At 36.5% G+C, this 26,604-nt stretch carries 23 protein-coding genes; 16 read left to right on the top strand and 7 right to left on the bottom strand.

The annotated features are described in order from the left end of the window. Nucleotides 1-56: 56 nt before the first annotated feature. Nucleotides 57-992 (top strand): hypothetical protein, encoded by a 936-nt coding sequence (locus NSCAC_RS01375; RefSeq protein ID WP_197744654.1) that lies wholly within the window; start codon nt 57-59, stop codon nt 990-992. A gap of 273 nt (nt 993-1,265) precedes the next feature. Further along, nucleotides 1,266-2,957: a DNA mismatch repair endonuclease MutL gene (gene mutL / locus NSCAC_RS01370; protein WP_197744653.1), complete on the top strand. Its 1,692-nt coding sequence runs from the start codon at nt 1,266-1,268 to the stop codon at nt 2,955-2,957. Here the strand turns inward: mutL and NSCAC_RS01365 are convergent. Then, nucleotides 2,938-3,870 carry a LysR family transcriptional regulator gene (locus tag NSCAC_RS01365; protein WP_197744652.1) on the bottom strand — a complete coding sequence of 311 codons (933 nt, stop codon included), beginning with the start codon at nt 3,868-3,870 and terminating at the stop codon, nt 2,938-2,940. The two genes, mutL and NSCAC_RS01365, sit on opposite strands and share 20 nt — an antisense overlap. Nucleotides 3,871-4,402: 532 nt before the next feature. Between NSCAC_RS01365 and NSCAC_RS01360 the strand changes: the two genes are divergently transcribed. Together NSCAC_RS01360 and trxA are read left to right on the top strand one after the other, a co-directional pair. After that, nucleotides 4,403-5,791: a hypothetical protein gene (locus NSCAC_RS01360; RefSeq protein WP_197744651.1), complete on the top strand. Its 1,389-nt coding sequence runs from the start codon at nt 4,403-4,405 to the stop codon at nt 5,789-5,791. Between the two features lie 396 nt (nt 5,792-6,187). Continuing rightward, the gene (trxA, locus tag NSCAC_RS01355) at nt 6,188-6,520 is read left to right on the top strand and encodes a thioredoxin TrxA (RefSeq protein WP_197744650.1); all 333 of its coding nucleotides are present in this window, start codon (nt 6,188-6,190) and stop codon (nt 6,518-6,520) included. Nucleotides 6,521-6,557: 37 nt separating this feature from the next. Here trxA and NSCAC_RS01350 read toward each other — a convergent pair whose 3' ends face one another. From NSCAC_RS01350 to NSCAC_RS01325, 6 genes are read right to left on the bottom strand one after another with little or no spacing between them, the layout of a single operon-like run. Next, nucleotides 6,558-7,310, bottom strand: coding sequence for a lysophospholipid acyltransferase family protein (locus NSCAC_RS01350; RefSeq protein ID WP_232085952.1), 753 nt, complete (start codon nt 7,308-7,310; stop codon nt 6,558-6,560). A gap of 2 nt (nt 7,311-7,312) precedes the next feature. Next, nucleotides 7,313-7,855 carry a D-glycero-beta-D-manno-heptose 1,7-bisphosphate 7-phosphatase gene (gene gmhB / locus NSCAC_RS01345; RefSeq protein ID WP_197744648.1) on the bottom strand — a complete coding sequence of 181 codons (543 nt, stop codon included), beginning with the start codon at nt 7,853-7,855 and terminating at the stop codon, nt 7,313-7,315. 6 nt (nt 7,856-7,861) lie between these two features. After that, the gene (glyS, locus tag NSCAC_RS01340; protein WP_197744647.1) at nt 7,862-9,937 is read right to left on the bottom strand and encodes a glycine--tRNA ligase subunit beta; all 2,076 of its coding nucleotides are present in this window, start codon (nt 9,935-9,937) and stop codon (nt 7,862-7,864) included. Nucleotide 9,938: 1 nt separating this feature from the next. After that, nucleotides 9,939-10,874 (bottom strand): glycine--tRNA ligase subunit alpha, encoded by a 936-nt coding sequence (glyQ, locus tag NSCAC_RS01335; protein ID WP_232085951.1) that lies wholly within the window; start codon nt 10,872-10,874, stop codon nt 9,939-9,941. Nucleotides 10,875-10,907: 33 nt separating this feature from the next. Then, on the bottom strand, nt 10,908-14,726 hold the full coding sequence (locus NSCAC_RS01330; protein ID WP_197744646.1) for a translocation/assembly module TamB domain-containing protein: 3,819 nt from the start codon (nt 14,724-14,726) through the stop codon (nt 10,908-10,910). Beyond that, entirely contained in the window at nt 14,723-16,579 is a 1,857-nt protein-coding gene (locus tag NSCAC_RS01325; protein WP_197744645.1) for an autotransporter assembly complex protein TamA, read from the bottom strand. Before NSCAC_RS01325 ends, NSCAC_RS01330 begins: the two co-directional genes overlap by 4 nt. 128 nt (nt 16,580-16,707) lie before the next feature. On the opposite strand from NSCAC_RS01325, the gene NSCAC_RS01320 reads away from it, so the two are divergent. From NSCAC_RS01320 to NSCAC_RS01265, 12 genes are all read left to right on the top strand, one after another. Then, nucleotides 16,708-17,595, top strand: coding sequence for an energy transducer TonB (locus NSCAC_RS01320; RefSeq protein ID WP_232085950.1), 888 nt, complete (start codon nt 16,708-16,710; stop codon nt 17,593-17,595). A 21-nt stretch (nt 17,596-17,616) separates the two neighbouring features. Further along, nucleotides 17,617-18,183, top strand: a complete 567-nt coding sequence (locus tag NSCAC_RS01315; protein ID WP_197744644.1) for a YqgE/AlgH family protein — start codon at nt 17,617-17,619, stop codon at nt 18,181-18,183. Continuing rightward, nucleotides 18,180-18,620: a Holliday junction resolvase RuvX gene (ruvX, locus tag NSCAC_RS01310; RefSeq protein ID WP_197744643.1), complete on the top strand. Its 441-nt coding sequence runs from the start codon at nt 18,180-18,182 to the stop codon at nt 18,618-18,620. Before NSCAC_RS01315 ends, ruvX begins: the two co-directional genes overlap by 4 nt. Before the next feature lie 67 nt (nt 18,621-18,687). Further along, nucleotides 18,688-19,629, top strand: coding sequence for an aspartate carbamoyltransferase catalytic subunit (locus NSCAC_RS01305; RefSeq protein WP_197744642.1), 942 nt, complete (start codon nt 18,688-18,690; stop codon nt 19,627-19,629). 23 nt (nt 19,630-19,652) lie between these two features. After that, nucleotides 19,653-20,915 (top strand): amidohydrolase family protein, encoded by a 1,263-nt coding sequence (locus tag NSCAC_RS01300; RefSeq protein ID WP_197744641.1) that lies wholly within the window; start codon nt 19,653-19,655, stop codon nt 20,913-20,915. After that, nucleotides 20,912-21,787: a dihydroorotate dehydrogenase electron transfer subunit gene (locus tag NSCAC_RS01295; RefSeq protein ID WP_197744640.1), complete on the top strand. Its 876-nt coding sequence runs from the start codon at nt 20,912-20,914 to the stop codon at nt 21,785-21,787. Before NSCAC_RS01300 ends, NSCAC_RS01295 begins: the two co-directional genes overlap by 4 nt. An 89-nt stretch (nt 21,788-21,876) precedes the next feature. After that, entirely contained in the window at nt 21,877-22,299 is a 423-nt protein-coding gene (locus NSCAC_RS01290; RefSeq protein WP_197744639.1) for a cupin domain-containing protein, read from the top strand. Nucleotides 22,300-22,394: 95 nt separating this feature from the next. Then, nucleotides 22,395-23,342 (top strand): hypothetical protein, encoded by a 948-nt coding sequence (locus tag NSCAC_RS01285; protein ID WP_197744638.1) that lies wholly within the window; start codon nt 22,395-22,397, stop codon nt 23,340-23,342. Between the two features lie 158 nt (nt 23,343-23,500). Further along, nucleotides 23,501-23,947, top strand: coding sequence for a carboxymuconolactone decarboxylase family protein (locus tag NSCAC_RS01280; protein ID WP_197744637.1), 447 nt, complete (start codon nt 23,501-23,503; stop codon nt 23,945-23,947). 17 nt (nt 23,948-23,964) lie between these two features. Beyond that, nucleotides 23,965-25,059, top strand: a complete 1,095-nt coding sequence (locus tag NSCAC_RS01275; RefSeq protein ID WP_232085949.1) for a site-specific DNA-methyltransferase — start codon at nt 23,965-23,967, stop codon at nt 25,057-25,059. 281 nt (nt 25,060-25,340) lie between these two features. Continuing rightward, nucleotides 25,341-25,910: a COG4315 family predicted lipoprotein gene (locus tag NSCAC_RS01270; protein ID WP_197744636.1), complete on the top strand. Its 570-nt coding sequence runs from the start codon at nt 25,341-25,343 to the stop codon at nt 25,908-25,910. A 202-nt stretch (nt 25,911-26,112) separates the two neighbouring features. After that, entirely contained in the window at nt 26,113-26,532 is a 420-nt protein-coding gene (locus NSCAC_RS01265) for a DUF302 domain-containing protein (RefSeq protein WP_197744635.1), read from the top strand. Nucleotides 26,533-26,604: the final 72 nt, after the last annotated feature.

Genomic DNA, 26,604 nt, shown 5'->3' with positions numbered 1-26,604 from the left:
TAAGTATATGGAATTCATTAATCTCTTTATAAGTAAAATGTAAAAGATATAAAAAAATGAATAAAGCTAGGTTTTTTATAAATATTTTTTTATTGTGTTTTTCTATTTATGTGCAAGCCGCATCTTCCTTATCCCCTTTTGCTCCAGAGAATGGGTTTTATATTGCTAACCAGCCTACTAACGCATTTAGAGGGATTAATATTGAAGTTCAAAATAATACAATATTTGTATCTAAATTCTACATAGATGGCACCTGGACCAGCGGAAGCAGTTTATTTCAACAGGGTACTGCTACTGTCCAAATGGTGAAAACTAACCCAGATAATACTACTATCCCTGAAGAAACAGATACCTATACTGTGGATAGTGATGGTAATCTATCCATTAATAATATTGGTATTCAACGGCTTAATTTCAAGTATGGAACAGATAATTTAAATTTACTCATTGGAACATGGTCAGTTGCAAGCTCATCACCTCCACCAAATTTATTTAATAATAGTGGCTTTATCATTTTAAGCCAGGAATATAGCGATCCGAATACGAACACTCCCATGATTATGGGAGGTGATATTAATAAATCTAATATTATTGGTTTTGCTTCCGCTCCTTCTTTATCTTTAGGTAATAATACGTATATCGGTGTGAGTGGTAGCGGAAGTACCAGTAGGTTTTTTATAGCAAAACTTTATGGCCTTAATCATATGGTAGGTTTTGTAAGCCCAGAAGGGGCACCTATTGTGTTTATTAGTGCAGATAATTTTTTAAGTAGTGCTTCTTTCTTTGTTGCTAACCGTATGTATGACATCGGTAGTAACCTGAGTAATGAACTTGGCTTTACCACACTAGTCAACAATATCTTTACTAGCACCCCTCATAGTCAATTAAGTGTTTTAATGGCACAAATCAATGCATTATCCAGCCAAATACAAGCAGCTATCCCAAATGGTCAGTTTAGTGCCCTGCTCTCTAAGCTTAGTAATGGGCAATAGTAGTGTTTTCAGTGCTATTGGAAGTGGTAGGGTTTTGAAAATTTACTGATTTAAGTATCATTTGGAGTCAAGTAGATAATGGTAGCTTTCCTTAAAATACAGTACAAATAATGCTTAATCTTCACACTATCTATGCCCTTTCTAATTAGGCTTTATATCAAAGCCAAGCAGAGGATATTGTAGCAACCGGCTCATGGGCTAGTCTTTACTATGATTAACTAATTTAGTTAAAGATTGCTAAAGACAATATTTTAATAGGCTAAAATAGCTACCATGGTTATCGATGTTATTATTCCCAGAATTCAATATCTTTCTCCTAGTCTATCGATTAGGATTGCTGCAGGGGAGGTAATTGAACGACCTGCCTCTGTGCTTAAAGAGTTGATTGAAAATGCTTTAGATGCCAAAGCGCAACATATTTATGTTGATTGTGAAGGGGGAGGAATTGATTTAATTCGTGTCCGTGATGATGGTTGTGGTATTTACCAAGAAGATTTACCTCTTGCTTTAGCTTCCAAGGCTACGAGCAAAATTACTCAGGAAGAGGATTTATTAGGAATTAGTACCCTAGGATTTCGGGGTGAAGCTCTTGCCAGCATCGATGGAGTTTCTCATTTATCTTTAAGCACTTGTATTTCTAGCGAAGATCATGGCTGGAAAATTGATACGGATAAATCTATTCGACCTATTTCTCATCCAGTGGGCACTACTGTTGAGATGCGGAATTTATTCTATAATCTTCCGGCCCGTCGTAAATTTCTACGAAGTGAAAAATCAGAATTTCTTCGTCTAAAAAAAGTTTTAGCCCAGATTGCTTTAAGTTATTTTCAAGTGGGTATTAAAGCTCATCATGATGGAAAGCTCATTTATAATCTCCCTTCCAGAAAGCACTCAACAGAGTATGAAAAACGAATTATTGAAATTTGTGGACAGTCTTTTTTTAAAAATAGTATTTATATTGAAGAAAAAATTGGTGAATTACGATTGTGGGGCTGGTTAGGAACCCCTGAATTTTCCAGAAAACAAAATACCTTACAGTATTTTTATATTAACCAACGTATGGTTCAAGATAGAGTCTTAAGCCATGGAGTACGACAAGCCTATCATGCTCTTTCTCAAGGTGGCTATCCTACTTATGTACTTTATTTAGAATTACCTACAAATCAAGTGGATGTAAATGTGCATCCTACTAAAAATGAAGTACGACTTGCCCAAGGCTGGCAAATTCATAATTTTATTGCCGGTATAATTACTGATCTACTTAAGCAAGGAAAATCATCAAAACAGTTTAAATATTTTTCATCATTTTCTAAAATCTCTTTCACCGATCATAAGGTAGCAGATAATGGATCTGTCTATCCAATTCAATCTTTACAATCTGAAAATAATAATTCCCTATTTGGTCAAGCTAAAGAGATAATACTAAAGCACTATTTATTAGCAGAAAATACAACAGGGTTAGTAATTATTCATGTACCCATGGCACTAGCCTATCTTGTGCAAAGAAAGTTATATGCTCAAGGAGATACTATTAGAAAGCCTTTGCTTTTCCCCTTAGCTTTAAAGGTATCTGTAATACAAGCTGAATGGGTAGAATCTAATAAAGATAAATTACTTCAAATAGGGTTTGATTTATCCCGACTAGGGAATGATCTAATTATTCTTAGGCAAGCCCCAGATATTATGAAAGGAGCAGATTTTACAATATTTTTAGCTACCCTGCTTCCTAAATTTATCAATAAAAATCAAAAAGATCTAAACTTAGCGTTAATACAAAGTTTGATTATCAATACCATTACTCCTGAATTATTTTCTAATCCCTCATTCTCATCACAACAAGAAACAGATGGGTTTCTTCAGGAACTAGCGAGTTATTTTCAACAAAATCTCAGCCCAAAGATAAAGTTTTGGCGAAAAATATCTAAAAGAGAAATGGACTCTTGGTTTACCCTAGCTCAGGATTAATTTGAAAAGTAGTACCATTAATTAATTCTTTTGATTCTTGAATTACCAAGTCCTTAAAGGCTTGTTGCAATGCGGTAAATCGCTTGTTTTCCCGATGGACTATATACCAGTACCGCATAATGGGAAAAGAATCTACATCCAAGATGAGCAAGCGTTTTAAGGTAAGCTCTTTCTCTAAAGTATGTTGAGAGACAATTCCTAACCCAAAACCTGCCTGTACCGCTTGCTTAATTGCTTCATTATTACTGATCTCAATAGAAGAAGGAATCGTAGTATTTAGCTTGGAGAAAAATAATTCCATTGCACTTCGGGTGCCTGAACCACGTTCTCGTAAAATAAAAGTTTCTTTAAGTAGTAGCTCTAAGGGTATTTTCTTTCTTTTAGCGAGCGGGTGATGGGTAGGAGCCACAACAACTAAGGGGTTTTCCATAAAAGGCTCTGCAATAACTTCTTCACTATCTGGAGGTTTTCCCATAATGACCATATCTACCGTGTTTTCATCTAAGCGTTTTAATAGGCTTTCCCGGTTTGCTACATCTAAGCTGATATTAACTCTAGGGAATCGTTCACGAAAACAGCCTAACAAGTGAAGTGCAAAATAAGTCGCCGTAGTGGCTACTGCTATGGTTAATGTTCCCTGATTACCTCCCTTAATTTCCCATAGAATATCTTTTGCCTCATTGAGTTCTCTGAACATTTTCTGGCTATAGTGATAGAGCTCTTTACCTGCTTCTGTAAGAAAAACCTTTTTTCCAATCTGCTCAAATAACTCTAATCCAATATGATCCTCTAACTGTTTAATTTGCATGGAGACCGCAGGTTGGCTCAAAAATAGCTCTTCTGCTGCCCGAGTGTAGCTTAAATTTCGAGCGACTGATTCAAAGATATGAAGTTGGCGGAAAGTAAAGTGCATAGGGTTAATATAGTAAAGTTATTAACTTTGCTAGGATAAAAATTTTTATTTATTAAATAAGCATAGAGTACGGTAAGTATTATCAATACCAGTAGTATTGTGGTGAGTATCCTTGGTAAATCAGGTACGCTGGGTGATGATAATCATAATACTTTATTCGTTCTCGTCTTTTCAGGATCGGGATGTACTACTTTAGCCCGCAGTTACGGAGCCAGTATAGATACTAAAAGGAGAGTTATTCCTAATAATATTTAGCAATACTCCCACTTTAGATAGTTTCAATACTAGCAATCATGCCAATTTTAATGCTGGGCATAAAATACGCACTCAGTATCTAAAGAAAATTAAGGACAAGCTTCTAACAGTCTTACTTCGAGCCAAATTTAAGATTTCTCCTAAATCTAGGGATATGGCTTAACTTAAATTAATTACATAGAAACTAGAGAGATAGTCAAACTCAGCAAATAAGTATTTTTATACTAAACTATATTTAAGTTTTTTTCAGATAAAAAATATGGATTTAGGCGTGGCTATGAAATCTTACCTATCTTTCAAAACTATAATTTTATATTTATTGATTATTTCTCCTACTTATGCTATCTCCCCTCAATATAGAATTGTTGATTTAGGTAAAGACTCTGCAACAGTCTCCGTAAGTGATAATGGTTTAATTCTTGAATTAATAGATTCATATTTTGCACTTCGAACTCCTAATGGAACTATAGAGAATTTAAATGCTTTATGGGGAGTAAGTTTTGCTCCTGAAGCTCCAATAGCCCTTGGAGTAAATAATGCTGGTACAGTATTAGGTGAGATTTTACTTCAAAGCTTTATAGACGATTTTTCTTTTTTTGTTTTCCATACTTTTATTGGAGAGAAAGATAGTTTTATTGATTTAAACAATTTAACCGATCCCCAAACTATGGGATCGCTGGTATTAAGTACTAGTCCTAGAAAAATGAATAACCAAGGGCAAGTAGTAGGTATTTATAATTTATTTGTTCCAGCCAATGTAATTGCTCAAATTTCATCTACTCATCTGCGAAAAGGGTTTATAGGTAATGCTCAAGGTATTACTGATATTAGTACCGTACTTCCTTTAGGAGATAATCATGTATCTTCTATTGTCATCAATGATAAAGGGCAATTTGCCGGGACTTTTTTCCCAAACACTATAGAAACTAATGAGCAAATAAACGCAACAACACAGCTTTTCATTAGTAACCCTACTGATTCTACAAAAATAGTCCTTTTACCCATATCAGACATAGTATCTGAATCAAAGGTTATCGGTGTTGATGATCTAAATAACCAAGGACAAATTATAGGTACTATAGTAAATACAAGTGATAATCAGATGGCTACATCTTTTATAGGTGATATTCAATCAGGAATTACGTTGCTAGCACCACCTCTTAATAGTAAGGGTATGACTCTTGATGGAATAAATGACTTAGGGCAAATTGTAGGCTCTTTTCAATTAGAAAGTACTGATAATCCAGATCAAGGCCCTATAACCCGTGCTTTTTTACGAAATGCAAATGGGCAAACCTATGATTTAAATAATCTGATTACCGGAGAAAATAGTTATACCATTCAAAATGCAGTAGGTGTTGATAATAGTGGACAGATCGCTGCTAATGGCACAGATAGTAATGGCAACCTACATGCACTTTTACTACTTCCTATTTCATCAGATTCGGAATGTATCACCTCAAATCCAAGCTTTATGGAAAGTGCTGATACGGGAGGAAAATTTATTCCCAACAATACAAATAGTATCCCTATACTAAGCACTTTTCAGGTGGATAATCAAGCTAATTTGAATGCGGGGCTTGAAATGCTAACTCCACATCTTATGGAAGACCAAGGACTTATTTCTCAAAATCCTGCAACAAACCAAATACCAGACTGCTCTTAGAGTATATATAAACTTGCTGGAATTTATTACATAAAAACTAATGCTTTTATTATTCAAAATAATAGCCTAGCTAATCTCACTGATCTCTAGGGGGTAAGATACGGTATTTGAAAGTAATCACTGATATTAATAACTAAGATTAAATATAGGTATTTATACTAAATTTTTAGTAAGTATTTCTCCCAATTTAGTTACTTAAATTTTATCTACTTATCGGGAAGCAAGATAATAATACTCAAGGTGATATGCGTAGCATCTCTGCTAATTTTAATGTAAGGTTTGAGTAAACGCCTTCCTCCTTAATTATCAGCCAAGAGATCTAGCTGCAGAGTCAAAACTACTCTTAACTTCTGTATAATAAAAAGCTAATCTCTTTAACTAGATGGAGTTATATTGATGAGTCAAACCGTAGCAGTAACTGATTCTACTTTTGAACAAGACGTGCTTAAATCTAGCTTACCTGCCCTTGTGGATTACTGGGCTGAATGGTGTGGTCCTTGTAAAGCCATTGCTCCTATTTTAGAAGAAATAGCTAAGGACTACGCAGGTAAGATTAAAGTTTGTAAATTAAATATTGACGAAAATCCAGGTACTCCACCAAAATATGGCATTCGGGGTATTCCTACTTTAATGCTATTTAAAAATGGAAAAGTAGACGCTACTAAGGTAGGATTATTATCTAAATCTGAGTTGACCACCTTATTAGATAGCCGCTTAGAAGAAGCTTAAAGTATTTTAAATAGATAGTAAGTGATTAAGTTACTTACTATCTATCATTCCTAGGTGGTTCAATTGATTTCATGGCTTCTGCCACCCAGCTATAAGCATCCTGGTTAATTTCATCTGCAGTTTTCTCTTTAGTTTCAATCATTGGGCCAATAATTACATCAATCGTACCCGGGTATTTTATAAATCCTCTTTTGGGCCAAAAATACCCAGCATTATGAGCTACTGGAATCACTGGGTAGCCTGTAGCTTGAGCAAGGCTAGCTCCCCCAATTCGAAATTTACCCATTTCTCCCGGCGGCATGCGAGTACCTTCCGGAAATATTACAACCCAACGACCTGCTTTGAGCCGTTGTTTGCCTTGCTCTATAATTTGGTTTAACGCTTTTCTACCTGCTTTACGGTCAATGGCAATCGGATCAAGTAGAGCTAATCCCCAGCCGAAAAAAGGAATCCATAACAAACTTTTTCTGAGTACCCAAATTTGAGGCGGAAAAATACGCTGTAAAGCAATTGTTTCCCAAGCAGATTGATGTTTACAAAAAACAATAGCTGGACCTAGAGGAATAGGTTCAGATCCTTGTACTCGAAAATCCAAGTTGCAGACTTTTTTGAGCCACCAAAAATTAAACCGTCCCCATCGAATGAGAAAATTATAACGCCAAGCAAAGGGAAAAGGAGCTAAACATACTCCCCCAAAAGCAAATACGATAGTAGAGATAATTTGCCCAATAGAAAAAATAAATGAGCGTAAAAATAATTCACCTTGAGAAGGTTGATGAAATAAATCCATAGTCATGGTGTAGTTGCTAACAGTTCAGTGACTGCAGAGGATAAGTCATCATAACAGGGAATATTTGGAGGTAATTTTTTACTATTTGTGGTAATACTTCCTTTCCCAGTACGCACTAAAATAGGGGTTGCACCTGCACTTTGGGCTGCTTGAATATCTCTTATAGAATCGCCAATAGCTAGTACATCCGTTAGTTGAAGATGCAATCGTTGACTTAAGTCTTGAAATAACCCCGGCTTAGGTTTACGGCAAGTGCAATTTTCTTCTGGAAGATGAGGGCAAAATAAAATAGCCTCAATAGCTCCTCCCATTTGAGTTAAGAGCTGGTACATTTTATTATGAATGCGATAAAGATCAGAAATATCAAATAATCCTCGAGCAATACCAGATTGGTTGGTGATAATCACTACCCGATAACCTGCTTGATTAAGTCGTACAATGGCCTCTAGGCTGCCCGGAATAGGTATCCACTCCTCTGGAGATTTAATGTACTTATCAGAATCCTTATTAATAACCCCATCCCGATCTAAAATGATTAACCCCATAATAAATTAAATTTGTAATTGAGAAATATCTGCGATTTTTAAGAATAAAGTCTGCATCTGGGTAAGTAGTGCTAAACGATTGATCCGTAGTGTAGAATCCTCTGTCATTACCATAATATTATCGAAAAATTGATTAATAGGCTGATGTAAGTTTGCTAATTCCTGTAAAGCTAGACTATATTCTCTATTTTCTAATAGAGGTGTAATTCTTTGATCTAGACTAGAAATCTGTTGTGCTAAATTTTGCTCAGCACTCTCTTTTAACCATTGAGGATTAACTTGTATCGGAGTTTTTTCTTCACTTTTACGCAGGATATTTCTCACCCGTTTGTTTGCTTCTGATAGAGATTGGGCTTCAGGTAATTTAATAAATTGAGTAACTGCTTCAAGTCGCTGATGAATATCAAACAAGTTATTTAGCTTCAGCACTAGTACCGATTCAATCGCATCACTAGTAAATCCTATATCTAAATAATAACTTCTTAAACGCTCTAAAATATATTCATAGATTAGATCAACAGTAGTTTCATCTTTTATTAAAACTCCCTGATAAGACTGGTAACCTAATTTTAATAAATAGATCAAGTCTAAATTTAGCTTGTTTTCTATAATAATTCGGATTATTCCTAGTGCCGTACGACGCAAGCCATAAGGATCTTTATCACCACTAGGTAATATATCAATCCCAAAAAATCCTATTAAGCTATCTAACCGATCAGCAAGACTTAATGCACAACCGGTAGGGGTTTGAGGCAGATTATCTCCTGCAAAGCGAGGAAGGTATTGCTCCTTTAGTGAAATTGTTACTGATTCAGGTTCCCGATCATGAAGGGCATAATAATAACCCATCGTACCTTGCAATTCAGGAAACTCCATTACCATTTGGGTGACTAAATCGCTTTTAGACAGCAATCCAGATCGCCTTGCCCAATCTTCATTGCTGCTTATTTCCTTAGCAATTATGGCAGCTAAGTGAGAGATTCGTTCTGTTTTTTCAAAAATACTACCTAATTTTTCTTGAAAAGTAATTTTCTTAAGCTGATCTCTACGAGAGATTAAAGGAGTTTTACAATCGGTAGTATAGAAAAAATCTGCATCGGCAAGACGTGGACGAATTACCCTTTCATTCCCAGCAATTATCACGGCTGGATCTTGGCTTTCTATATTGGTTACAGTAATAAAGTAAGGGAGTAAATTATGATTTTCATCTTCTACAGGAAAATATTTTTGATTGCCTTCCATAGTAGCAATTAATGCTTCTCTTGGTAAAGATAAAAATGCTGAATCAAACTTTCCCCATAAGGCAACAGGCCACTCCACTAATGCAGTCACTTCATTTAATAAGGATTCTGCTATAAGCGGAATTCCATTTAAAGCTTTGGCTATTTCCTCAACTTGAGTGATAATCATCGCTCGCCGTTTCGCAAAATCAGCAATAACTTTACCTTGAAATGCTAATACATCCTCGTATTCACTAGGATAGTGTAGCACTAATGGTTTAGAGCGGTGAAATCGATGCCCCCTTGTTTTCTTATCTGCAGTAATACCAAATAAAGTCGTAGGGATAACCTCGCTACCAAAAAGCATTACAAGCCAATGAACAGGTCGAATAAATTCTGCCTCAAGATCACCCCAACACATAGGTTTTGGCATAGGTAATGCTTTAAGGCTTTGAGCAATAATTTCAGGAAGGAGCTCTTGGGTTACCGATCCTTTTTGTAGCTTTCGGTAAATTAGCCAAGCGCCTTTTTCATTTTTTAATTGCTCTAAATCACCTACAGCCACCCCACAACCCTGAGCAAACCCTTGGGCAGCAGGAGTAGGTTGATTATTTTTAAAAGCAGCAGCCAAAGCAGGACCTCGACGTTCTAGTATCCAATCAGGTTGGGATACTACAAGGTTCTTTACTAAAACTGCAAGTCTCCTAGGGGATCCATAACTTTTTATCTCTCCGTAGGATAATTTTGCTTCTTGCAATTTTTTACCTAAAGCACTAGCAAGTTCCTCTGAAAATTTAAGTAAAGACTTAGAGGGTAGTTCTTCTGTTCCTATTTCTACAAGAAGATCACGAACTTCAATCATGTTAGTCCTCTCCTTTTTCTTGTAGCATAGGAAATTCTAAAGATTCCCTTCGAGTAAAGTATGATTCTGCTACTGCACAAGCAAGGGTACGCACTCGGAAAATATAGCGCTGGCGTTCAGTCACTGAAATGGCATGGCGAGAATCTAAAAGATTAAAAGTATGGGAGGCTTTCAGCACCATTTCATAGGCAGGTAAAGGTAATTGGGCTTCAATGAGTCGTTTGCTTTCAGATTCATAGTGATCAAACCATGTAAATAAATACCCAGTATTTGCCTGTTCAAAATTATAGGTGGACATTTCAACTTCATTTTGGTGGAATACATCACCATAGGTGATCTGTCCTTGACTACTATCTGACCATATTAAATCATAAACATTATTTACATTCTGTAAATACATAGCAATCCGCTCTAAACCATAGGTAATTTCTCCTGTCACTGGTTTACACCCTAGACCACCTACTTGCTGAAAATAAGTAAATTGGGTAACTTCCATACCATTAAGCCAGACTTCCCAACCAAGCCCCCAAGCACCAAGACTTGGTGATTCCCAATTATCCTCGACAAAGCGGATATCATGGATTAGAGGGGAAATCCCTAACATACGCAACGAATCTAAATATAAATTTTGAATCTCAAGGGGTGAAGGTTTAAGGACTACTTGAAACTGATAATAGTGTTGGAGACGATTAGGATTATTGCCATAGCGACCATCTGTTGGGCGGCGTGAAGGCTGAACATAAGCAGAGCGCCAAGGTTCCGGCCCGATCGCTCGTAAAAATGTACTTGGATGAAAAGTGCCGGCACCCACTTCTAAATCATAGGGCTGTAATACTGCACAACCCTGATCAGCCCAATATTGTTGTAAACGAAAAATTAACTCCTGAAAAGTAGTAGGTGTTTTCACTAAATCAGGTTGATAAGTACTATTAGTCAATAAGGCTCCCTCAATTTTTAATATTATTCTCTATCATCGTTCTAAATCAAATAATAAATCACCACCACTTTCTATGCCTGTTTCTGCTTGTAACCTTAATAATCTATTTAAAGTATAACGAATACGAAAAGCATTAAACCGCTCAAGAATACCTACTCCATAGCCAATATACAGTCGAGGAGAGATATGTTTACCTAACATAAATGCAGCACTTTGGTTTTCACCGGGCATGGTATTTTCTACCCCGATATCATCAATAATTCCTAATTTATCAAGTCCCGTTATTTTACTTAATCCTTTTGCTAAAAAGCCACCACCAGCAAGTCCAAGAGAAGTAGCCGTTTTTTCCATTAATTGGCTTCGATCAAGACCAGCATTACTACCATTTGATAAAGGTCTACCCATTACAAGATAAGATAAAATATCACTTTGATTCATAGGTGGTTCGGAGAACAAAGTAGGCTCAGGTGCTGTAGCAGGTCCGTGGATTCTTATCCCAGCTGTAACACGATCTGAATCAATAATTCGCACTGCCTCTACGTTTAATTGAGGTTTATCAATGGGACCTGAAAAAATAAGTAATCCACGACGAATTTCGAGTTCTTGCCCGTAAGCTTTATATTGCGATTGATTTGTCAAATTAATCTGCCCATTAGCTTGGGTAAATGTGCCAGGAGCGTCCGTAACTAATAGATTACCTGCAATTTCTCCCTTAAAGCCAAACCCTTGTACGACTACCCTATCCCCTAAAATTGCCCTTACTTTAGCGTAAATAGGCATATTTTCTAATTTTTCTTCCAAATTTTCTTTTTTAGAGACAATGACTACATCTCTAGAGCCAGCTATTCCACCTCTTGTTTTAATATCTTTAATGATAATATTGGCTTGAGGAACCAATACTTCTCCGTCTACATAAATTTCCTTATCCTGAAGCCTGAGGTTTAAATTTGGAGAAATGAGTGCATGAATTTCAGGAGTATTCATGGCTTCAAATCGATTCCCTGAAATATTTAAGCGAGCCCGTAAATTATCGGTGTCCAAATAACTTTGACCTGTTAAGGCAAGTTGACCTTCTCCAGAAGTTACCCCTCCATTGAGTAATAAATTTTTACCTTGAGCATCTAACTGCAAATGAAGGTTAGTAAGTTCCAAATCTAAATTATCAATTTGCGCTGTTCCTTCTTTCAAGATAGCTTGCCCCAAAATTTCAGGAGATACTAGATTCCCTTTTAGGCTAAGATCTACATTAAATTGCCCGTGGATTTCCTCAACCTCAGGTATTAAGGTTTCTAAAAATGCAAGATCAGTAAAAGCCATAAAGATTTTGCCATCTAAAGGCAATTTATTGAAGGACGAAAAATCTATAGGTGCAGGTGGCAAATGAAATACGGCATTGATTGGGCTAGCACTTGGTTCATCAAGTAAGAGTTTTAAACTTACCTCTCCTTGACCTTCTTTTAGATTAAGTTTAGTAGTTAGCCCTCGATGGATAAAAGTTAATTTTTCTTCTTCTGGGTTAGTCTGGATGATTTCCCCTGGAGAAGCAACGAAATGCCCGCTAGCATACATTAATTGGGATTTTATGCCTTTAATACTGGTAAATCCTTCTATAGTACCTACGATTGAGGTATGTTTTGGCAAAAATGAAGTAAAAGTAGCTAGAGATAAATCAGTGATGTTAAATCTTGCATCCCAAGGTTTATTTTGTTGCCAATTGCCATTAAGGCAAAGCTGTGCCTTTTCTTGTTGCCAACACCATGGTGCTAATTGGGCAATTTGATTGTTGAGTATCAAAGAAGTAGGTTTTACTGTATTCCAACGCCCTATTAAGGAATCAGTAATCTGTCCTTGATAAATTTGCCCTTGCCAAAGGAACTTATCTTCATTCCAAGCCCCTAAAAATGATAAATCTAAAGAGCGATCAGTAGAATTTAAATTTACATTTAAACGATGTTTCTGGGGTATTCCTCCACCTTGGAGCACCAAAGACTGAATAGCTTCATCTGCAGCATATATATTTTTTGCCTCAACGAGTAGCTTTGATTGTTGCTTCCCTGTGGGGTCTATATTTCCATCTGCATTAATTTTTCCTAATTGGAAATTCTGATATTTTAATTGAGAGCCTTGAAGTTTTAGAATAACTTCGGGAAATGTAGGATATCCCCCTAAATAGCCTTTCGCTGTAATATTTCCTTTTGCCTCTGGTAACAATTGAGAGAGATCTTGGGAAATTAGTTGCCAATTTAAATCTAAATGCTCACCTACCGTACCTGTAGCAGAAAGATTTGAGTCCCCTGAATATAATGCTACTTCCTTAAGGGTAAGTAGCATATTCTCTACTTGAACCTGACCTTGGGCGTGAATAGGATAATTTCTTAAAGATCCAGAGAAATCCTGAATTTTTACAATAGCATTTCTTTGATTAGAGTCCTGTAATATGCCTTGGGTATCAATTTTAAAATTCAGCGATCCTGGCCATTCTACCCACTGAATCCCTGGATTAATTTCTTGACTAGTTATATTTAAATCCCAATTTATATTGGGCTTCCAAGTGATTTGTCCTTGGGTAGTGACTGTACCTGACAGTAATTTACCTACTAGAGGGTTAATATTAAACTGTTTGGTATTTCCTACGCCATCTAAAGACCATTGGCTCTTAGGTATTTCTTGGCCAGATAATACTGTATTTACTGTTAGGTGGTAATTATCCGGTACTCCTTGTAAGTTGAGATCTCCCTCCTTACTTGCAAATTTAGCTTCCTCCATAAGTGGCCAGGCTAAATCTTGCCAATGTCCTTGTACTGCAACTTGTGGTTGATCTCCCTGAGATACTATATGACCATAGAGCGTAAAATACCCTTGCGTTTCTTTTTGATCTAGATCAAGTTGATCGATGATCCAATGCCCCTTGGATTGTTGCTCTCCTTTTAGTGCACCTTGTACATGCCCAAATTCCGATCCAGCTGCTTGAAAAGATGCTTGTACTTTAAATTTATTTAAATTACCTGCACTTTTTAGATGTAAACTTAATCGTGCTTCAGGTGTTTGAGGTAAAAATTTCTGAAGCTCCACTTCTGAAATTTCAAGAGCAGCAATCCAGCCTAGATTATGTAAAGGATCGGATAATCTTCCTTTAAGCTGAGATTGAAATGGGCTTTGGGTAGTTTGGTAAATAGTGAGCTGCTCTAGATTCCCTCTTAAAGCATCCTTACCTATAATTTCTCCCACATCTGGTATGGATATTCCCCACTGGGCTCTTAGATTTAGAGGGTAATTTTTTTGTGGCGCAATGATACCACTTGTTTTGATATGCCCCTGATGGGTTGAGAGGTAGAGAGTATTTAATTTTAAAGATTGTTGTTCGAATTTTCCTTTTAAAGCTACTGTATTAATCAGCTGAGGAGGTGATTTCAAAGGCTCAATTTTAATATTTTTAGCTTGAGCATCTCTGATTACTATCTTTAATGGTAGTTTTATTTGAGGAAGGGTAATGTTTTCACTTGAATGATTAGAAGGCGGATTTGAGTGGGTTTGATGCCAGCGAATGCTCTTGACCCACAATTTGTCTATCCAGAAGGTAGTTTCTAGCAACATGGCAGGGTTCCAAGCAAAAACAAGTTGTTCTATAGTGAGATCGAAATCTGAACTGAAATAATTAACTTCAGTTAAAGTTAATTTGTTAGCTAAAGATCCTTCTATTTTTCCTATTTGAAATATTCCAGAAGTTTGATTACTTATTTGTGTAAACAGCCACTTAGTTCCAGTTTCAGTAGCTACTAAATAAGTAATGCTACCTATAGCCAATAGAAAAGAGAATAAAATTAAAAAGCTAAGTTTTTTAACTAACTTCACAAATCAGGGCCTAGATAGAAATGAAGGCGAATATGATCTCCGGGCCTTGTAACTGCATAAGCCAAATCTAAATGAACAGGACCAATAGGAGAAAGCCAGCGTACCCCAACGCCAGCACCTTGCTGTATATCTAAATTAACTCCTGTAAATGAATTTCCCGCATCATAAAAACCTGCAATCAGCCATTTATCTAAAAATCGATAATCGTACTCAATACTACCTACAAGTAGGTTTTTTCCACCAATGACTTGACCATTTTCATTTTTAGGACCTAGAGCCTCAAAATTATAGCCTCGTATTGTATTATCTCCACCAGTAAAATATCTTATTGAGGGAGGAAGTTTAGAGAAATTAGGTGTCCATGTTACCCCTGCATTGCCCCGAAATAAAAAACGACTTCGTTCTCCAACACTACGAATAAATTTACCTTCTACAGTTGCTTGGACAAAACTGCTGGTAGAACCTGCATAACGAGAAGCTCCATTTACTTCCACGTTAAACCGATAACCCTTACGGGGATAAACAAGATTATCCGCTTCTGTATGGAACCAGCTCACACCAGGGGTAAGTAAATAGGAAAGACCAGAATCTCCACCGTCATATCTTTTTCCTATATTTAAAAATCCAGCCAATCCACCAGCAACCCCTGAGATATGATACCGTTCCCTGCGAAAATCTAAAAATGCGGTACGCTGCCAGCCATTTGATAATGCAACAATATGTCGAATACCAATTTGCCCAATTTCATTATCGCTAGTTACCGTCATCCGCCTTCCGTAGCTAGAATCAACTCTAACTTGATCCGTACGAGGATCACCAACTGGAATGGCATAACCTAGATTAAATACTTGGTTAATTGTTGAGGCTCGTATCCCAAAGCTAAATTTATGACCATGCTCATTAACATAGCGATTTTCCCAGCCTACATTGAATCGAGGGCCGGTATTTGTACCAAAGCCTGCTCCTGCTGAGTAATGATGATGGGTATTTGCAGTTAAATAAACAAAAATAGGAACTTCTAAATTTACTGCTCTCTCTGGACAGGGCTCTACTTCCACCTCAGAGTAGTAATTACTATCAATCAGTGCACTTTGGAGATCAGCTAAACTTGCATTTTTGTAAGGATCCCCTTCTTTAAAACGAATATAGCGTACTAATAATCCTGGCTCTATTATTCCTTTCTTTCTGGGAATTTCTTGTGCTTCAACTCCATCAACACATTGCTGTATTGTGCGGTCATTAACAAATTGTACTTGCCCGAAGAGATAACGAGATCCTGTATCAAAGTGCAAAACGGGGGTTGCAAGATAGGTTTTTAAATTAATTTGCAATCTTTGTTGGGTAAATTTTGCATCAAAATAACCATGCTCATGGGCTAATTTTTGTAGCTCATCTTTTCCTTTTTCATAATCTGCTTGGCTGAGTAGGCTGTTTTCCTTAATAGGGAAGTCTTTTTTTAAACTCTGAAATAAAATGTCCTTAGCTCCATCACCTAAAATTTCTAAATCTATTGCTCCTACTTTTATTCTAGGGCCTGGGTTTATAAGATAGCGAGCCTCCCATACATTATTATGCTCCTTTAAATCAGCATCGATTTTAGTTTTATAGTAACCGTAGACTTCAAGTGCAGATTTGATTTCATTAGGTGCTTTGTGATGAAGGTAATGAACTTGCCTTTTTGATAGATCGGCATTTTCTTTTTGATGGGCGATAGTAAGATATGCCATTACATTTTTTAATGCTTCTCCGTCTATCCCCTCTACATTTACATTAATAGTAGTAGCAGACCAAGCAGACTTAGCAATAAAAAAAAGAAGTAATAATATTACTAAGGCAGTGTATCTAAAGTGCATAATTATATAAAAATCTTTACTAGGAGATTTTTGTTTTTCATTTATCTTTAGTTTTTTTAATAAAGTATTTTATATCAACATTTTATTAAAAAAAAATAGATTAATCTTTAAATAAAAAATTTATTGATATGTTTATGGAGCTAATAGCGTTACTTTATAGATACCCTCTTAGAGTAGGCGTAGTTATTTCTCTATTAATACATGTAGCTATTGTTTTGAATCTAAAACAAAATAGCGAATATCCTATTGAGCTTAAAAAAAACCCATCTCCGATGATAAACTTAACTTTGATTACTCCGATCAAAAAAGAGCAATCCCCTTCTTCTACACCGAAAATAGCACCTAAGAAACAAAAGGTACAACCCGTACCCGCTTATAAAAAAAAGACTCCTAATACACCCCTTACAAAGCCTCTGTCTAAAAAAAATACGCTCTCTTCACCTAAAAAAATATTGCCTAAATCCTCTACACCTGATACTCATTCTCAAAAAAACATATCTCATTCCTCAGACTCAGCAATAAAATCTAGTACTTCTCAAGAAGAAATAGATTCCAAAATAGAAATTAAATCGAAACTGATAAGAGGTACTGTCCCCTCTTCTGAAAATTTAGTTGCCCATTTAGATCAACACATTATTGATGAAAGACATACAGATGGACTCCGCAGACGGTATATTAGTTCAAGTACAAAACTATATGCTGCGACTTCTTATTTAGATTCTTGGCGAAAAAAAGTAGAGCGAGTGGGTAGGCTAAGCTATCCAGAAGAAGCGAAACGACAAAATTTATCAGGTCAACTTGTCCTTTCTGTAGATCTTAATCCTAATGGTACAGTAGCTAATATTACCATACGAAAATCCTCTGGACATAAAGTATTAGATAAAGCAGCAGTTCAGATAGTCCATTTAGCCGCTCCCTTTGCTAAAGTACCTAAATCTCTATTGGAAGGCTATGATATACTTACAATTACTCGGACATGGACATTTGCAAGTGCCAAATATTTTAGCTCCAACTGAACCTAAAATAGGTAGGTTATTATGAAAATAGAAGGTTACCTTTGTAACCATTTCCTAATTGCTATGCCTACTCTAATGGATATTAATTTTTCTCGAACGGTTGCACTAATTTGTGAGCATAACGAAAATGGTGCGATGGGCATTGTAATTAATCGCCCCCTAAATATCGATCTAAATAAATTACTACAACAAATAAAAGTAAAAGAACAACACGAGGAAGTACAGGGTACAGCACCTATATGCTTAGGTGGACCTATGGGGCAAAACCAAGGGTTTGTTATGCATCATCCCATAGGTGAATGGGAAACTACACTAAAAATCAGTGATACTCTAGGATTGACTACTTCTTATGATATTGTTGATGCAATTGCCCAAGGAAAGGGACCATCTCAGGCACTGATTGCACTAGGATATGCAGGTTGGGATTCTCATCAATTGGAACAAGAATTAGCAGAAAATGCTTGGCTTAGTGTACCGGCTGATAATCAAATTATTTTTGATATCTCCTATGAGCAGCGGTGGGAAGCTGCTGCTGCACTGATAGGTGTTAATTTTTCTAATCTCTCTGGAGAAATTGGACACGCATGAATCATATTAAAGCTACAAAATTCTCTACTCGACCTAGGGTAGTACTTGGCTTTGACTTTGGTTTAAGTTATATCGGAGTAGCTGTAGGACAGGAGATTACTTATACTGCAAATCCACTTACCACCTTGAGAGCTCGTAATGGAACCCCTAATTGGGATCAAGTCACTCAACTTATAGAACAGTGGCACCCGGATTTGCTTGTAGTAGGCCTACCCCTCAATATGGACCAATCTGAACAACCACTTACTCATGCAGCTTCTCGTTTTGGACATCGCCTTCAAGGCCGTTATGGATTAACAGTAGAGTGGATTGATGAGCGTTTATCAACGGCTGAGGCTTGGGAGCAAGTAAATTATAAATCTAGCCCTAGAGGCCATCGCTGCATTGATCAGCTGGCTGCCCAATGCATTTTACAAACTTGGCTAAGAGAACAGTAAGTTTTTATACTGCTTTAATTCCTTTAGATCTAAATATGAAATAATTGACGGCTATTTTGCAAATCCCATGAATAGTATTCAGATAAATAGTGGAGGAAAATTACGCCATTTTTTAACTATTCAAGGGTTAAATAAAGATATTATATTGCAAATCCTTGATACTGCTGACCATTTTACAAGCACGTTACAAAACAACAGTAAAACCCCCCTACTCGAGGGTAAAACAATAATTAATCTGTTTTTTGAAAATAGTACACGTACTTTGAGTACATTTGAGCTAGCAGCCAAATGTTTATCTGCAGACGTTATTAACTTTAATATCCGCACTTCATCTACTCAGAAAGGAGAAAGCTTATTAGATACCCTATCTAGCCTCAATGCGATGCGTTGCAATATGTTTATTGTACGGCACCCGGATAGTGGAGCTGCTTACTTTCTTGCTTATCATGCACCCCGACATGTAAATGTTATTAATGCTGGAGATGGATGTCATGCCCATCCCTCTCAAGCGATGTTAGATATGTTTACTATTCGTCGTTATAAAACTGATTTTTCCGATCTTATAGTCGCTATTGTTGGAGATATTCTCCACTCTCGGGTAGCACGTTCAGAAATTCAAGCACTTAAAATTTTAGGAGTCCGAGAAATTAGAGTAATTGGGCCACGTACTCTTTTACCTCAGAGTATGGATGCTTTGGGAATTAATATCTTTTATGATATGGAATCAGGCTTAAGAGATGTAGATGTAGTTATCATGCTACGTCTTCAACAAGAGCGAATGCAAAGTGCATTACTGCCAAGCTTGCAAGAATATTTCCGACTCTATGGATTAACAGAGGAAAAACTTGCTGTTGCAAAACCAGATGTAATTGTAATGCATCCAGGTCCTATTAATCGTGGTGTGGAAATCGAATCTACGATTGCAGATGGACCTAGATCAGTAATACTAGAACAAGTAAGCCATGGTATCCCTATACGAATGGCAATTATTGCGATGACACAAGGCTAACACCATAAAATATAAATAAATAAATGGGTATTGCAATTATAGGGGGGCGACTAATTGATCCTTTTAATCAGATAGATGCACTCCAAGATATTTACATTACTGACGGCAAGATAGCGGCAATTGGCATTGCACCTGAATACTTTCCTATAGAACAAACAATTAATGCCGAAGATAGAGTTGTATGTCCTAGTTTTGTTGATCTTAGAGCAAAACTGTGGGAATCATATCCGATACAAGTGATTCAAACAGAGATATTAGCAGCAGCTAGAGGGGGAATAACGACAATATGCTGTACCCCTGATATTAAACAAAGCGATACCCCTTTATCTTCCCAAGTTTTACATGAATTTAGCCCAATTCAAATTATTCCTCTTGGAATTCTTACCCAAAGGTTTAAAGGATTACAACTAACAGAAATGGCTGAACTTAGTAAGTTAGGTTATGGTGGTGTTACTAATGGACTAGTACCTATTGAAAATACCCAGCTATTGAATAATGCATTATCCTACGCAGCTACTCTAGGATTAAAAGTGTTTTTATACCCTAGAGATGCTTGGTTAGGTATTGATGGTTATTGTCATGAAGGAGTGGTAAGTGCAAGGTTAGGTCTTAAAGGAATTCCAGAAACTGCCGAAACTATTACTTTAGCTAGAGACCTACAACTTATTGAACAAACTGGCGTTCAAGCTCATTTTTGTAATCTCTCTACTAAAAAATCTGTGCAGATGATTAAGCAAGCTCAAATAAAAGGATTGCCAGTAACAGCAGATGTAACAGCCTATCATCTTCATTTAACAGAGCACGATATAGGTGAATTTGATAGTCAATGCCATACTATACCACCTTTACGATCTCCGCTAGATCGGGATGGGTTACAGCAAGGATTACAGGAGGGTATACTTAGTGGGATTTGTTCTGATCATCAACCTTGCAGCATAGATGCAAAGCTTGGTCCATTTGCTAGGACTAAACCAGGTATCTCTGGATTGGAAACCCTACTTCCTCTGTGTCTTAGGCTAGTGCAGGAAGATATTCTCACATTAAATGAAGTAATTGCCTACTTAACCTATCGCCCAGCACAAATTCTTGGTATTGATACTGGTCATTTAGCTTGTGGTCAACCGGCTAATATATGCATCTTTGATCCAGATTATCAATGGGTGCTTAATCCAGCAGAAATGGTGAGTTATGGGAAAAATACACCATTTAGTGGATGGAAATTTCAAGGAATCGTCACTCATACCCTAGTAGCAGGTAAGGTAATTTATAAGGCAACACGACCATGAGTCTAAAATCCCATCGGAATACTATCTTAGTAGAAGAAGCTAAGATCCTAGCTCATGATACTTATAAGAGCGATCAATATGTACTTTGGGTATCTGCACCAGAAATTGCTGCTCTTGCCACACCAGGTAGTTTTGCACACATTCAATGCGATTCTAGTTTACCTATGCGTCGCCCTATTTCAATTATGCGTGCTGATCCTAAGCAAGGCTGGTTAGAATTTTTCTATAAGGCAGTAGGTACAGGCACTCAGTTATTAGCTAAAAAGGCAGTAGGAGAAACTATTAGTCTTATGGGTCCTATCGGGCAGCCTTTTCAGCTTGATTCTAAATATCCTCGCCCTTTACTTCTTGGTGGAGGTGTAGGAATACCTCCTATGATATTCCTAGCTGATCTCCTTCGCCATAATATCTATTACAAACCTCTTGTACTCATGGGATCAGAAATTCCCTTCCCCTTCCAGCAAAAACCTTCTCAATATATAGTTTCTGGTTTACCTAGCGAGGTCATTGGGGCTATGCCTTTACTAGAGAACTGGAAAGTCCCAAATCGGCTTGCAAGTTTTCAGGGATATCCGGGTTGTTATGAAGGTTATGTCACAGATCTAGCTCGATTTTGGCTAACATCCCTTTCCGCTCCTCAAAGACAGGAAGTTGCTCTTTATGCTTGTGGTCCTCACCCTATGCTAGCAGCCACTGCAAAGCTTGCTAATGAATTTAATCTCCCTTGTCAGGTATCTTTAGAAGAGTTTATGGCTTGCGGGGTAGGTGGCTGTGCTGGTTGTACTGTGAAAGTGCATACAGAACAGGGACCTGCCATGAAACGAGTATGCGTTGATGGTCCTGTCTTTGATGCAAGATTCGTATTTACCTAAAAATATATCTAGCTGATTATCTAACCTTTCTTAAATATTAGCTTACACTGTAAACTGTTACAGTACGTTGTTATTTTAGGAGAGAGATAGTGAAAAAAGTATTTACCACATTGGCAGTCTTTGGTTTTATCATAACGGCCAATGCTGATGAGGTTAAAGTTAATAAAAAAACTTTGACTATTAACAAGTTACTCACCTCAACTCTGGCTGGCAGTACAATTAATGGAAAAGAAGCTCAAGCGACCATGTTAGAGCTCACTTATGCCCCAGGGGGTAGCACCCTACCCCATCATCATGCGGGCTCAGGATTAATTTATGTGATAGAGGGTGATTATAAATCTAAAATATCGAACCAACCCTTAAAAACTTATCATCAAGGAGAAGCTTTTTTTGAGCCAGCTGGTACTATTCATGAGGTTTCTGCCAATGCTAGTACTGAAAAACCAGTGAAATTTTTAGTCATCTTTTTTACAGAGAAAGATAAAATACCACTGACTACAATGGAAGAATAACTCTACAATTTATAAACAAAAAAACGAACATACATTTTATTTACTAAACTATTTAAGCTATTGATTTAATAATCTTTATAAATAGGGAGAAAATAGTGAAGAATATATTTAAAACTTTAGGATTTACTATCCTATTAATGATAAAACCACTTTTTGCTGCAATGCCAGAAAATGGTTGGTGGTGGAATCCTAGCCAATCTGGCATTGGTTATGGTCTTGAGGTTCAAAATAATACTGTATTTGCAGCATTATTTATTTATGATAACAATGGTAATCCCACTTGGTATTCAGGAGCGGGAAATATTACCCAAAATCCAACTCAAAACAACAGTAGTACTACCATTGATCTACAACAGTCTACAGGAGGTTCTTGTTTGGGTTGTACTTATACAACACCTCAAACAAATGCTATAGGTAAGCAGTTGTTGTTAACTTTTAATGCTGATGGGTCAACGGCTACTGCTACTGTAGATGGAATAGCTACAGCACTACAGCGGATGAATTTTGCCTATGGAGAAGGTGTTCAATTACTTCTAGGTGCATGGACAGTGGTAAGTTTACCCGTACCTAGTTCATCAGGAGAAGTGCCTAACAATTCTGGAGTCAGTAATTATATCGTGTGTAGTAGTCTTAATCAGCAAGGAGGGGTAAATTGCACAGATATAGCTGGTGATTTAATTACGATTTCTCCTTCTGCAAGTGGAGATGGAAGCTATCAAGCGATTATCCCTATACCTAATGGAAGCAGTAGTATTGCAATACAATTTAGATTCCAAGGACTAAATCACTTAGAAGGTGTAGCTACTACTGTCTCCTCTGATGCTGATGCAAGTACTATAAATAGTGCATTACAAAATGCCGAATCCCTAGCCCGTGGCTTTAGAGATGAGAGCATAAATCCTTCTTTAGTTGCGGCACCACCTTCAAGTACACAAACTCCTCCTAGCGATGATCAGGATAATGGTGGGTTTGTTTCTCAGGCAGGAAGTGCACTCTCAGGTGCTTTTAATAATGTTAAATCATTTTTTCTAAATACTTTTTAAAGAAGTAAATTAGAGAATTTTAATCTTATAGAAAAAGCAAATAACTGGGTAGGTAGCTGGGAACTAATAGGTTATTTGCTTTTTTCGCTATTACTCATAGCTACGCTCTCCAAGCCTTCTAGAGTTCTTATAGTCACTTGCTGTAAAGAGGTTATTCTATGCTTATTAAACGTGCTAATTATTACCAACACAATCTAAAAGCAATTCAAGCACTATTTACTGCTGATCAGCATATTAAATTTATTGATAAAAAACTTCGAGCACTAGTAGAGCTTAGAATCTCTCAAATTAATGGTTGTGCTTACTGTGTTGATAAGCACGCTCAACAGGCTCGAGAAGCCGGAGAGAATCAACAGAGATTGGATTGTCTACCCGTGTGGCGAGAATCTCATTTTTTCACTAAAGCGGAATGTGTAGCATTATCTTGGGCAGAGTCTGTAACTTATATTGCGACCACTCGAGCACCTGATGAAATATATCAAGAATTACAGCAACATTTTTCTGAACAAGAGATCGTAGATTTAACTTTAATTGTTTCTATGATGAATATGTGGAACCGAATTGCTATTAGTCTACAGCGATTACCTGAATTAAAACCTGAATAGCCATTAATTAATAATGAATGATGGATAGCTTGTTGCCTATAAATACTATTATTCAGGGAAATTGTATTGAAGTACTCAAAACTCTTCCTGAAAAATCTATCGATCTTATTTTCGCTGACCCCCCCTATAACCTGCAGCTTCAAAATGAATTATTTCGACCTAACCAAACTCAAGTAGAAGGCGTTACGGATTCTTGGGATCAATTCAATAGCTTTGCTGAGTACGATACTTTCACTAAAAACTGGCTAAATGAATGCCGACGGATACTAAAAAATCAGGGTACTCTTTGGGTCATTGGCTCTTATCATAATATTTTTCGAGTGGGTACTCATCTCATGGATTTAGGTTATTGGATTTTAAATGATGTAATTTGGCATAAAACTAATCCTATGCCTAATTTTCGAGGTACGCGTTTTCAAAATGCGACAGAAACGCTTATTTGGGCAAAAAAATATGAGCACCAAAAAAAATATACTTTTAACTATCAGGGAATGAAAAATTTCAATGAAGAGAAACAAATGCCTAATGTATGGCATATTCCTCTATGTACTGGTGCAGAGCGGATTAAAATCAATGGGAAAAAAGCCCACTCTACCCAAAAACCAGAAGCCCTACTTTACCGTGTAATTCTCTCATCCAGTAACCCTGATGATATTATTTTAGATCCTTTTTTTGGCTCAGGAACTACGGGAGCGGTAGCTAGAAAACTACAGCGTCACTATATTGGCATCGAACTGGAAGCTGATTACATAGAAATTGCTCAAAATAGAATAAGCAGGATTTCTGAATCCTTACTCTCCGATTCTGTACTAATAACGCCATCAAAAAGAACTGCTCCACGGATAAGTATTGCTCAACTCATAGAGGCTCAATATTTACAGATTGGCCAAGTCTTATTTTCTAAAAATCGCCAAATTAAAGCTACTATTAAAGCAGACTCTCATCTGTTATGGGGAGAAATATCTGGATCTATTCATCAAATTGCGGCAGTAGCACAAGGACAAACTGCCTTTAACGGCTGGGATTACTGGTACTATGAAGATACTCATCATAAATTAATCAGCGTTGATCTCTTACGGGAAAAATATCGAAAAGCACAAGGATTATTATGAGTACTTTTGATCCTAAAACTGTCAAACTTATTGATGTTAACCATAGGTTTTAAAAACTTATTTTATTATTTTAATCCTACCAGAAGATGGGAACCTATCTGCATATTATATCTTCTAATGTATATAGAGACAGGAAGTTATTAAGAAGGTCGATAATCCATACGAGAGAATTAAATCTAATGAATAAGTAAATTTTTTCTTAGTAAGGGTATTTGCTATCTTTTTACTTCCTCGCTACACCAATAGATACAAGGCTAATAAGTTAAACGGAGGTTCATAATATGAAAAATCCTGTTACTTATAGTGTTCAAGGTGCTATAGCATTTATCTTATTTTTTGGTTGGGGGTCAGTACAAGCTTTATCTACCGCTGAGAAGTCCCCATATGGCACTTACCTTACTGATATAAATGGAGGAAATAGTTTATATATTTCCCAAGCAGATGAACAAGGTAAAGCAAGTCATTGTTATAGAAGGTGTAATAAAGTTTGGAGACCCGTCATTAGTATTGGATCAAATGATCAAATCAATAGTTCTTTTTTAGGTCTAAACAGTTATTTTCTAAGTAATATTCAATATGGTAAGGATGAGGTAATGCATATCGCCTATGATCACAACGCACTTCCTATAGCCGATAAAAAAGTAAACAAATTTTTGCTGGGTACCATTATACGTGAGGATGGGTTAGTACAAATAACCTATAATGGCTGGCCTCTATATTATTATTTAAATGATTTTGGTCCTAATGATACTCATGGGCAAGGTAGAATCAGTTTAGGTTCTAAATGGGCTTTAATAACCCCTGAAGGTAAGGCTATAAACACCCCGACAACTACTTTTGCTCGTTATTAGTTATAAGTCTGTATAAATCTTAAAAAAGGCATGCTGGTATTTAGCCAGTATGCCTTTTTATTTAACAGAGAGATATTTTTTAACTAGTTAGATAGTAAAAGCTAAAATAGCTTAGATAAACGATATGAAAAAATTAATACTCATAGTAAGTATGTCTTTTTTCAGCTTATAGGCTAAAGCACAACAAAATACAGGTGGAATAATGAATGAAAAAGGGCTTATTACTCTAACTAGCCAATTCTCTCTCGAAAAAACCATGAATTATATTGAAACTCTTCTAAAAAAAGAGGGGTTTCATATCTTTACTATTATTGATCATAGTATAAATGCTAAAAAACATGGGCGAAATCTTAATCCTACTCAGCTTATTATTTTCGGAAACCCAAAAACAGGTGGTACGGGATTAATGCAAGAAAACCAAACTATTGGTATTGATTTGCCAGCAAAAATTTTAGTTTGGAGTGATAATAAAGGCACTACGCATATTACTTACAACGATATGCAATGGATAGCAAATCGACACTATCTGACAGATAAAAATAGAGATGCTATTAACGAGTTAAATAAAAAAATCTCTGAAATTTGTACTAAAGTATCTCAGTATATAACTGAAAATCAATAACTTTTAAAGGTGTATTTTTAATGAATTTTTCTTGATATTTGTTATTTTTCTACTATCCTCATAAAGATAAAA

The sequence above is a fragment of the Candidatus Nitrosacidococcus tergens genome, from assembly GCF_902810445.1.
Taxonomy (GTDB): domain Bacteria; phylum Pseudomonadota; class Gammaproteobacteria; order Nitrosococcales; family Nitrosococcaceae; genus Nitrosacidococcus; species Nitrosacidococcus tergens.
The sequence above is the reverse complement of the archived record's forward strand: the minus strand, read 5'-3'. Positions and strand labels throughout refer to the sequence as shown.

Bases quoted from the DNA above. Each gene is read 5' to 3' on its own strand.
- NSCAC_RS01280 (WP_197744637.1), top strand. From the start codon at position 23,501: ATGCTTATTAAACGTGCTAATTATTACCAACACAATCTAAAAGCAATT.
- NSCAC_RS01275 (WP_232085949.1), top strand. From the start codon at position 23,965: ATGATGGATAGCTTGTTGCCTATAAATACTATTATTCAGGGAAATTGT.
- NSCAC_RS01295 (WP_197744640.1), top strand. From the start codon at position 20,912: ATGAGTCTAAAATCCCATCGGAATACTATCTTAGTAGAAGAAGCTAAG.
- NSCAC_RS01265 (WP_197744635.1), top strand. From the start codon at position 26,113: ATGAATGAAAAAGGGCTTATTACTCTAACTAGCCAATTCTCTCTCGAA.
- NSCAC_RS01325 (WP_197744645.1), bottom strand. From the start codon at position 16,579: ATGCACTTTAGATACACTGCCTTAGTAATATTATTACTTCTTTTTTTT.
- NSCAC_RS01350 (WP_232085952.1), bottom strand. From the start codon at position 7,310: ATGGATTTATTTCATCAACCTTCTCAAGGTGAATTATTTTTACGCTCA.
- NSCAC_RS01320 (WP_232085950.1), top strand. From the start codon at position 16,708: ATGTTTATGGAGCTAATAGCGTTACTTTATAGATACCCTCTTAGAGTA.
- NSCAC_RS01300 (WP_197744641.1), top strand. From the start codon at position 19,653: ATGGGTATTGCAATTATAGGGGGGCGACTAATTGATCCTTTTAATCAG.
- trxA (WP_197744650.1), top strand. From the start codon at position 6,188: ATGAGTCAAACCGTAGCAGTAACTGATTCTACTTTTGAACAAGACGTG.
- gmhB (WP_197744648.1), bottom strand. From the start codon at position 7,855: ATGGGGTTAATCATTTTAGATCGGGATGGGGTTATTAATAAGGATTCT.
- glyS (WP_197744647.1), bottom strand. From the start codon at position 9,937: ATGATTGAAGTTCGTGATCTTCTTGTAGAAATAGGAACAGAAGAACTA.
- NSCAC_RS01365 (WP_197744652.1), bottom strand. From the start codon at position 3,870: ATGCACTTTACTTTCCGCCAACTTCATATCTTTGAATCAGTCGCTCGA.
- NSCAC_RS01360 (WP_197744651.1), top strand. From the start codon at position 4,403: ATGAAATCTTACCTATCTTTCAAAACTATAATTTTATATTTATTGATT.
- NSCAC_RS01270 (WP_197744636.1), top strand. From the start codon at position 25,341: ATGAAAAATCCTGTTACTTATAGTGTTCAAGGTGCTATAGCATTTATC.
- NSCAC_RS01375 (WP_197744654.1), top strand. From the start codon at position 57: ATGAATAAAGCTAGGTTTTTTATAAATATTTTTTTATTGTGTTTTTCT.
- ruvX (WP_197744643.1), top strand. From the start codon at position 18,180: ATGAATCATATTAAAGCTACAAAATTCTCTACTCGACCTAGGGTAGTA.
- NSCAC_RS01315 (WP_197744644.1), top strand. From the start codon at position 17,617: ATGAAAATAGAAGGTTACCTTTGTAACCATTTCCTAATTGCTATGCCT.
- mutL (WP_197744653.1), top strand. From the start codon at position 1,266: ATGGTTATCGATGTTATTATTCCCAGAATTCAATATCTTTCTCCTAGT.
- NSCAC_RS01305 (WP_197744642.1), top strand. From the start codon at position 18,688: ATGAATAGTATTCAGATAAATAGTGGAGGAAAATTACGCCATTTTTTA.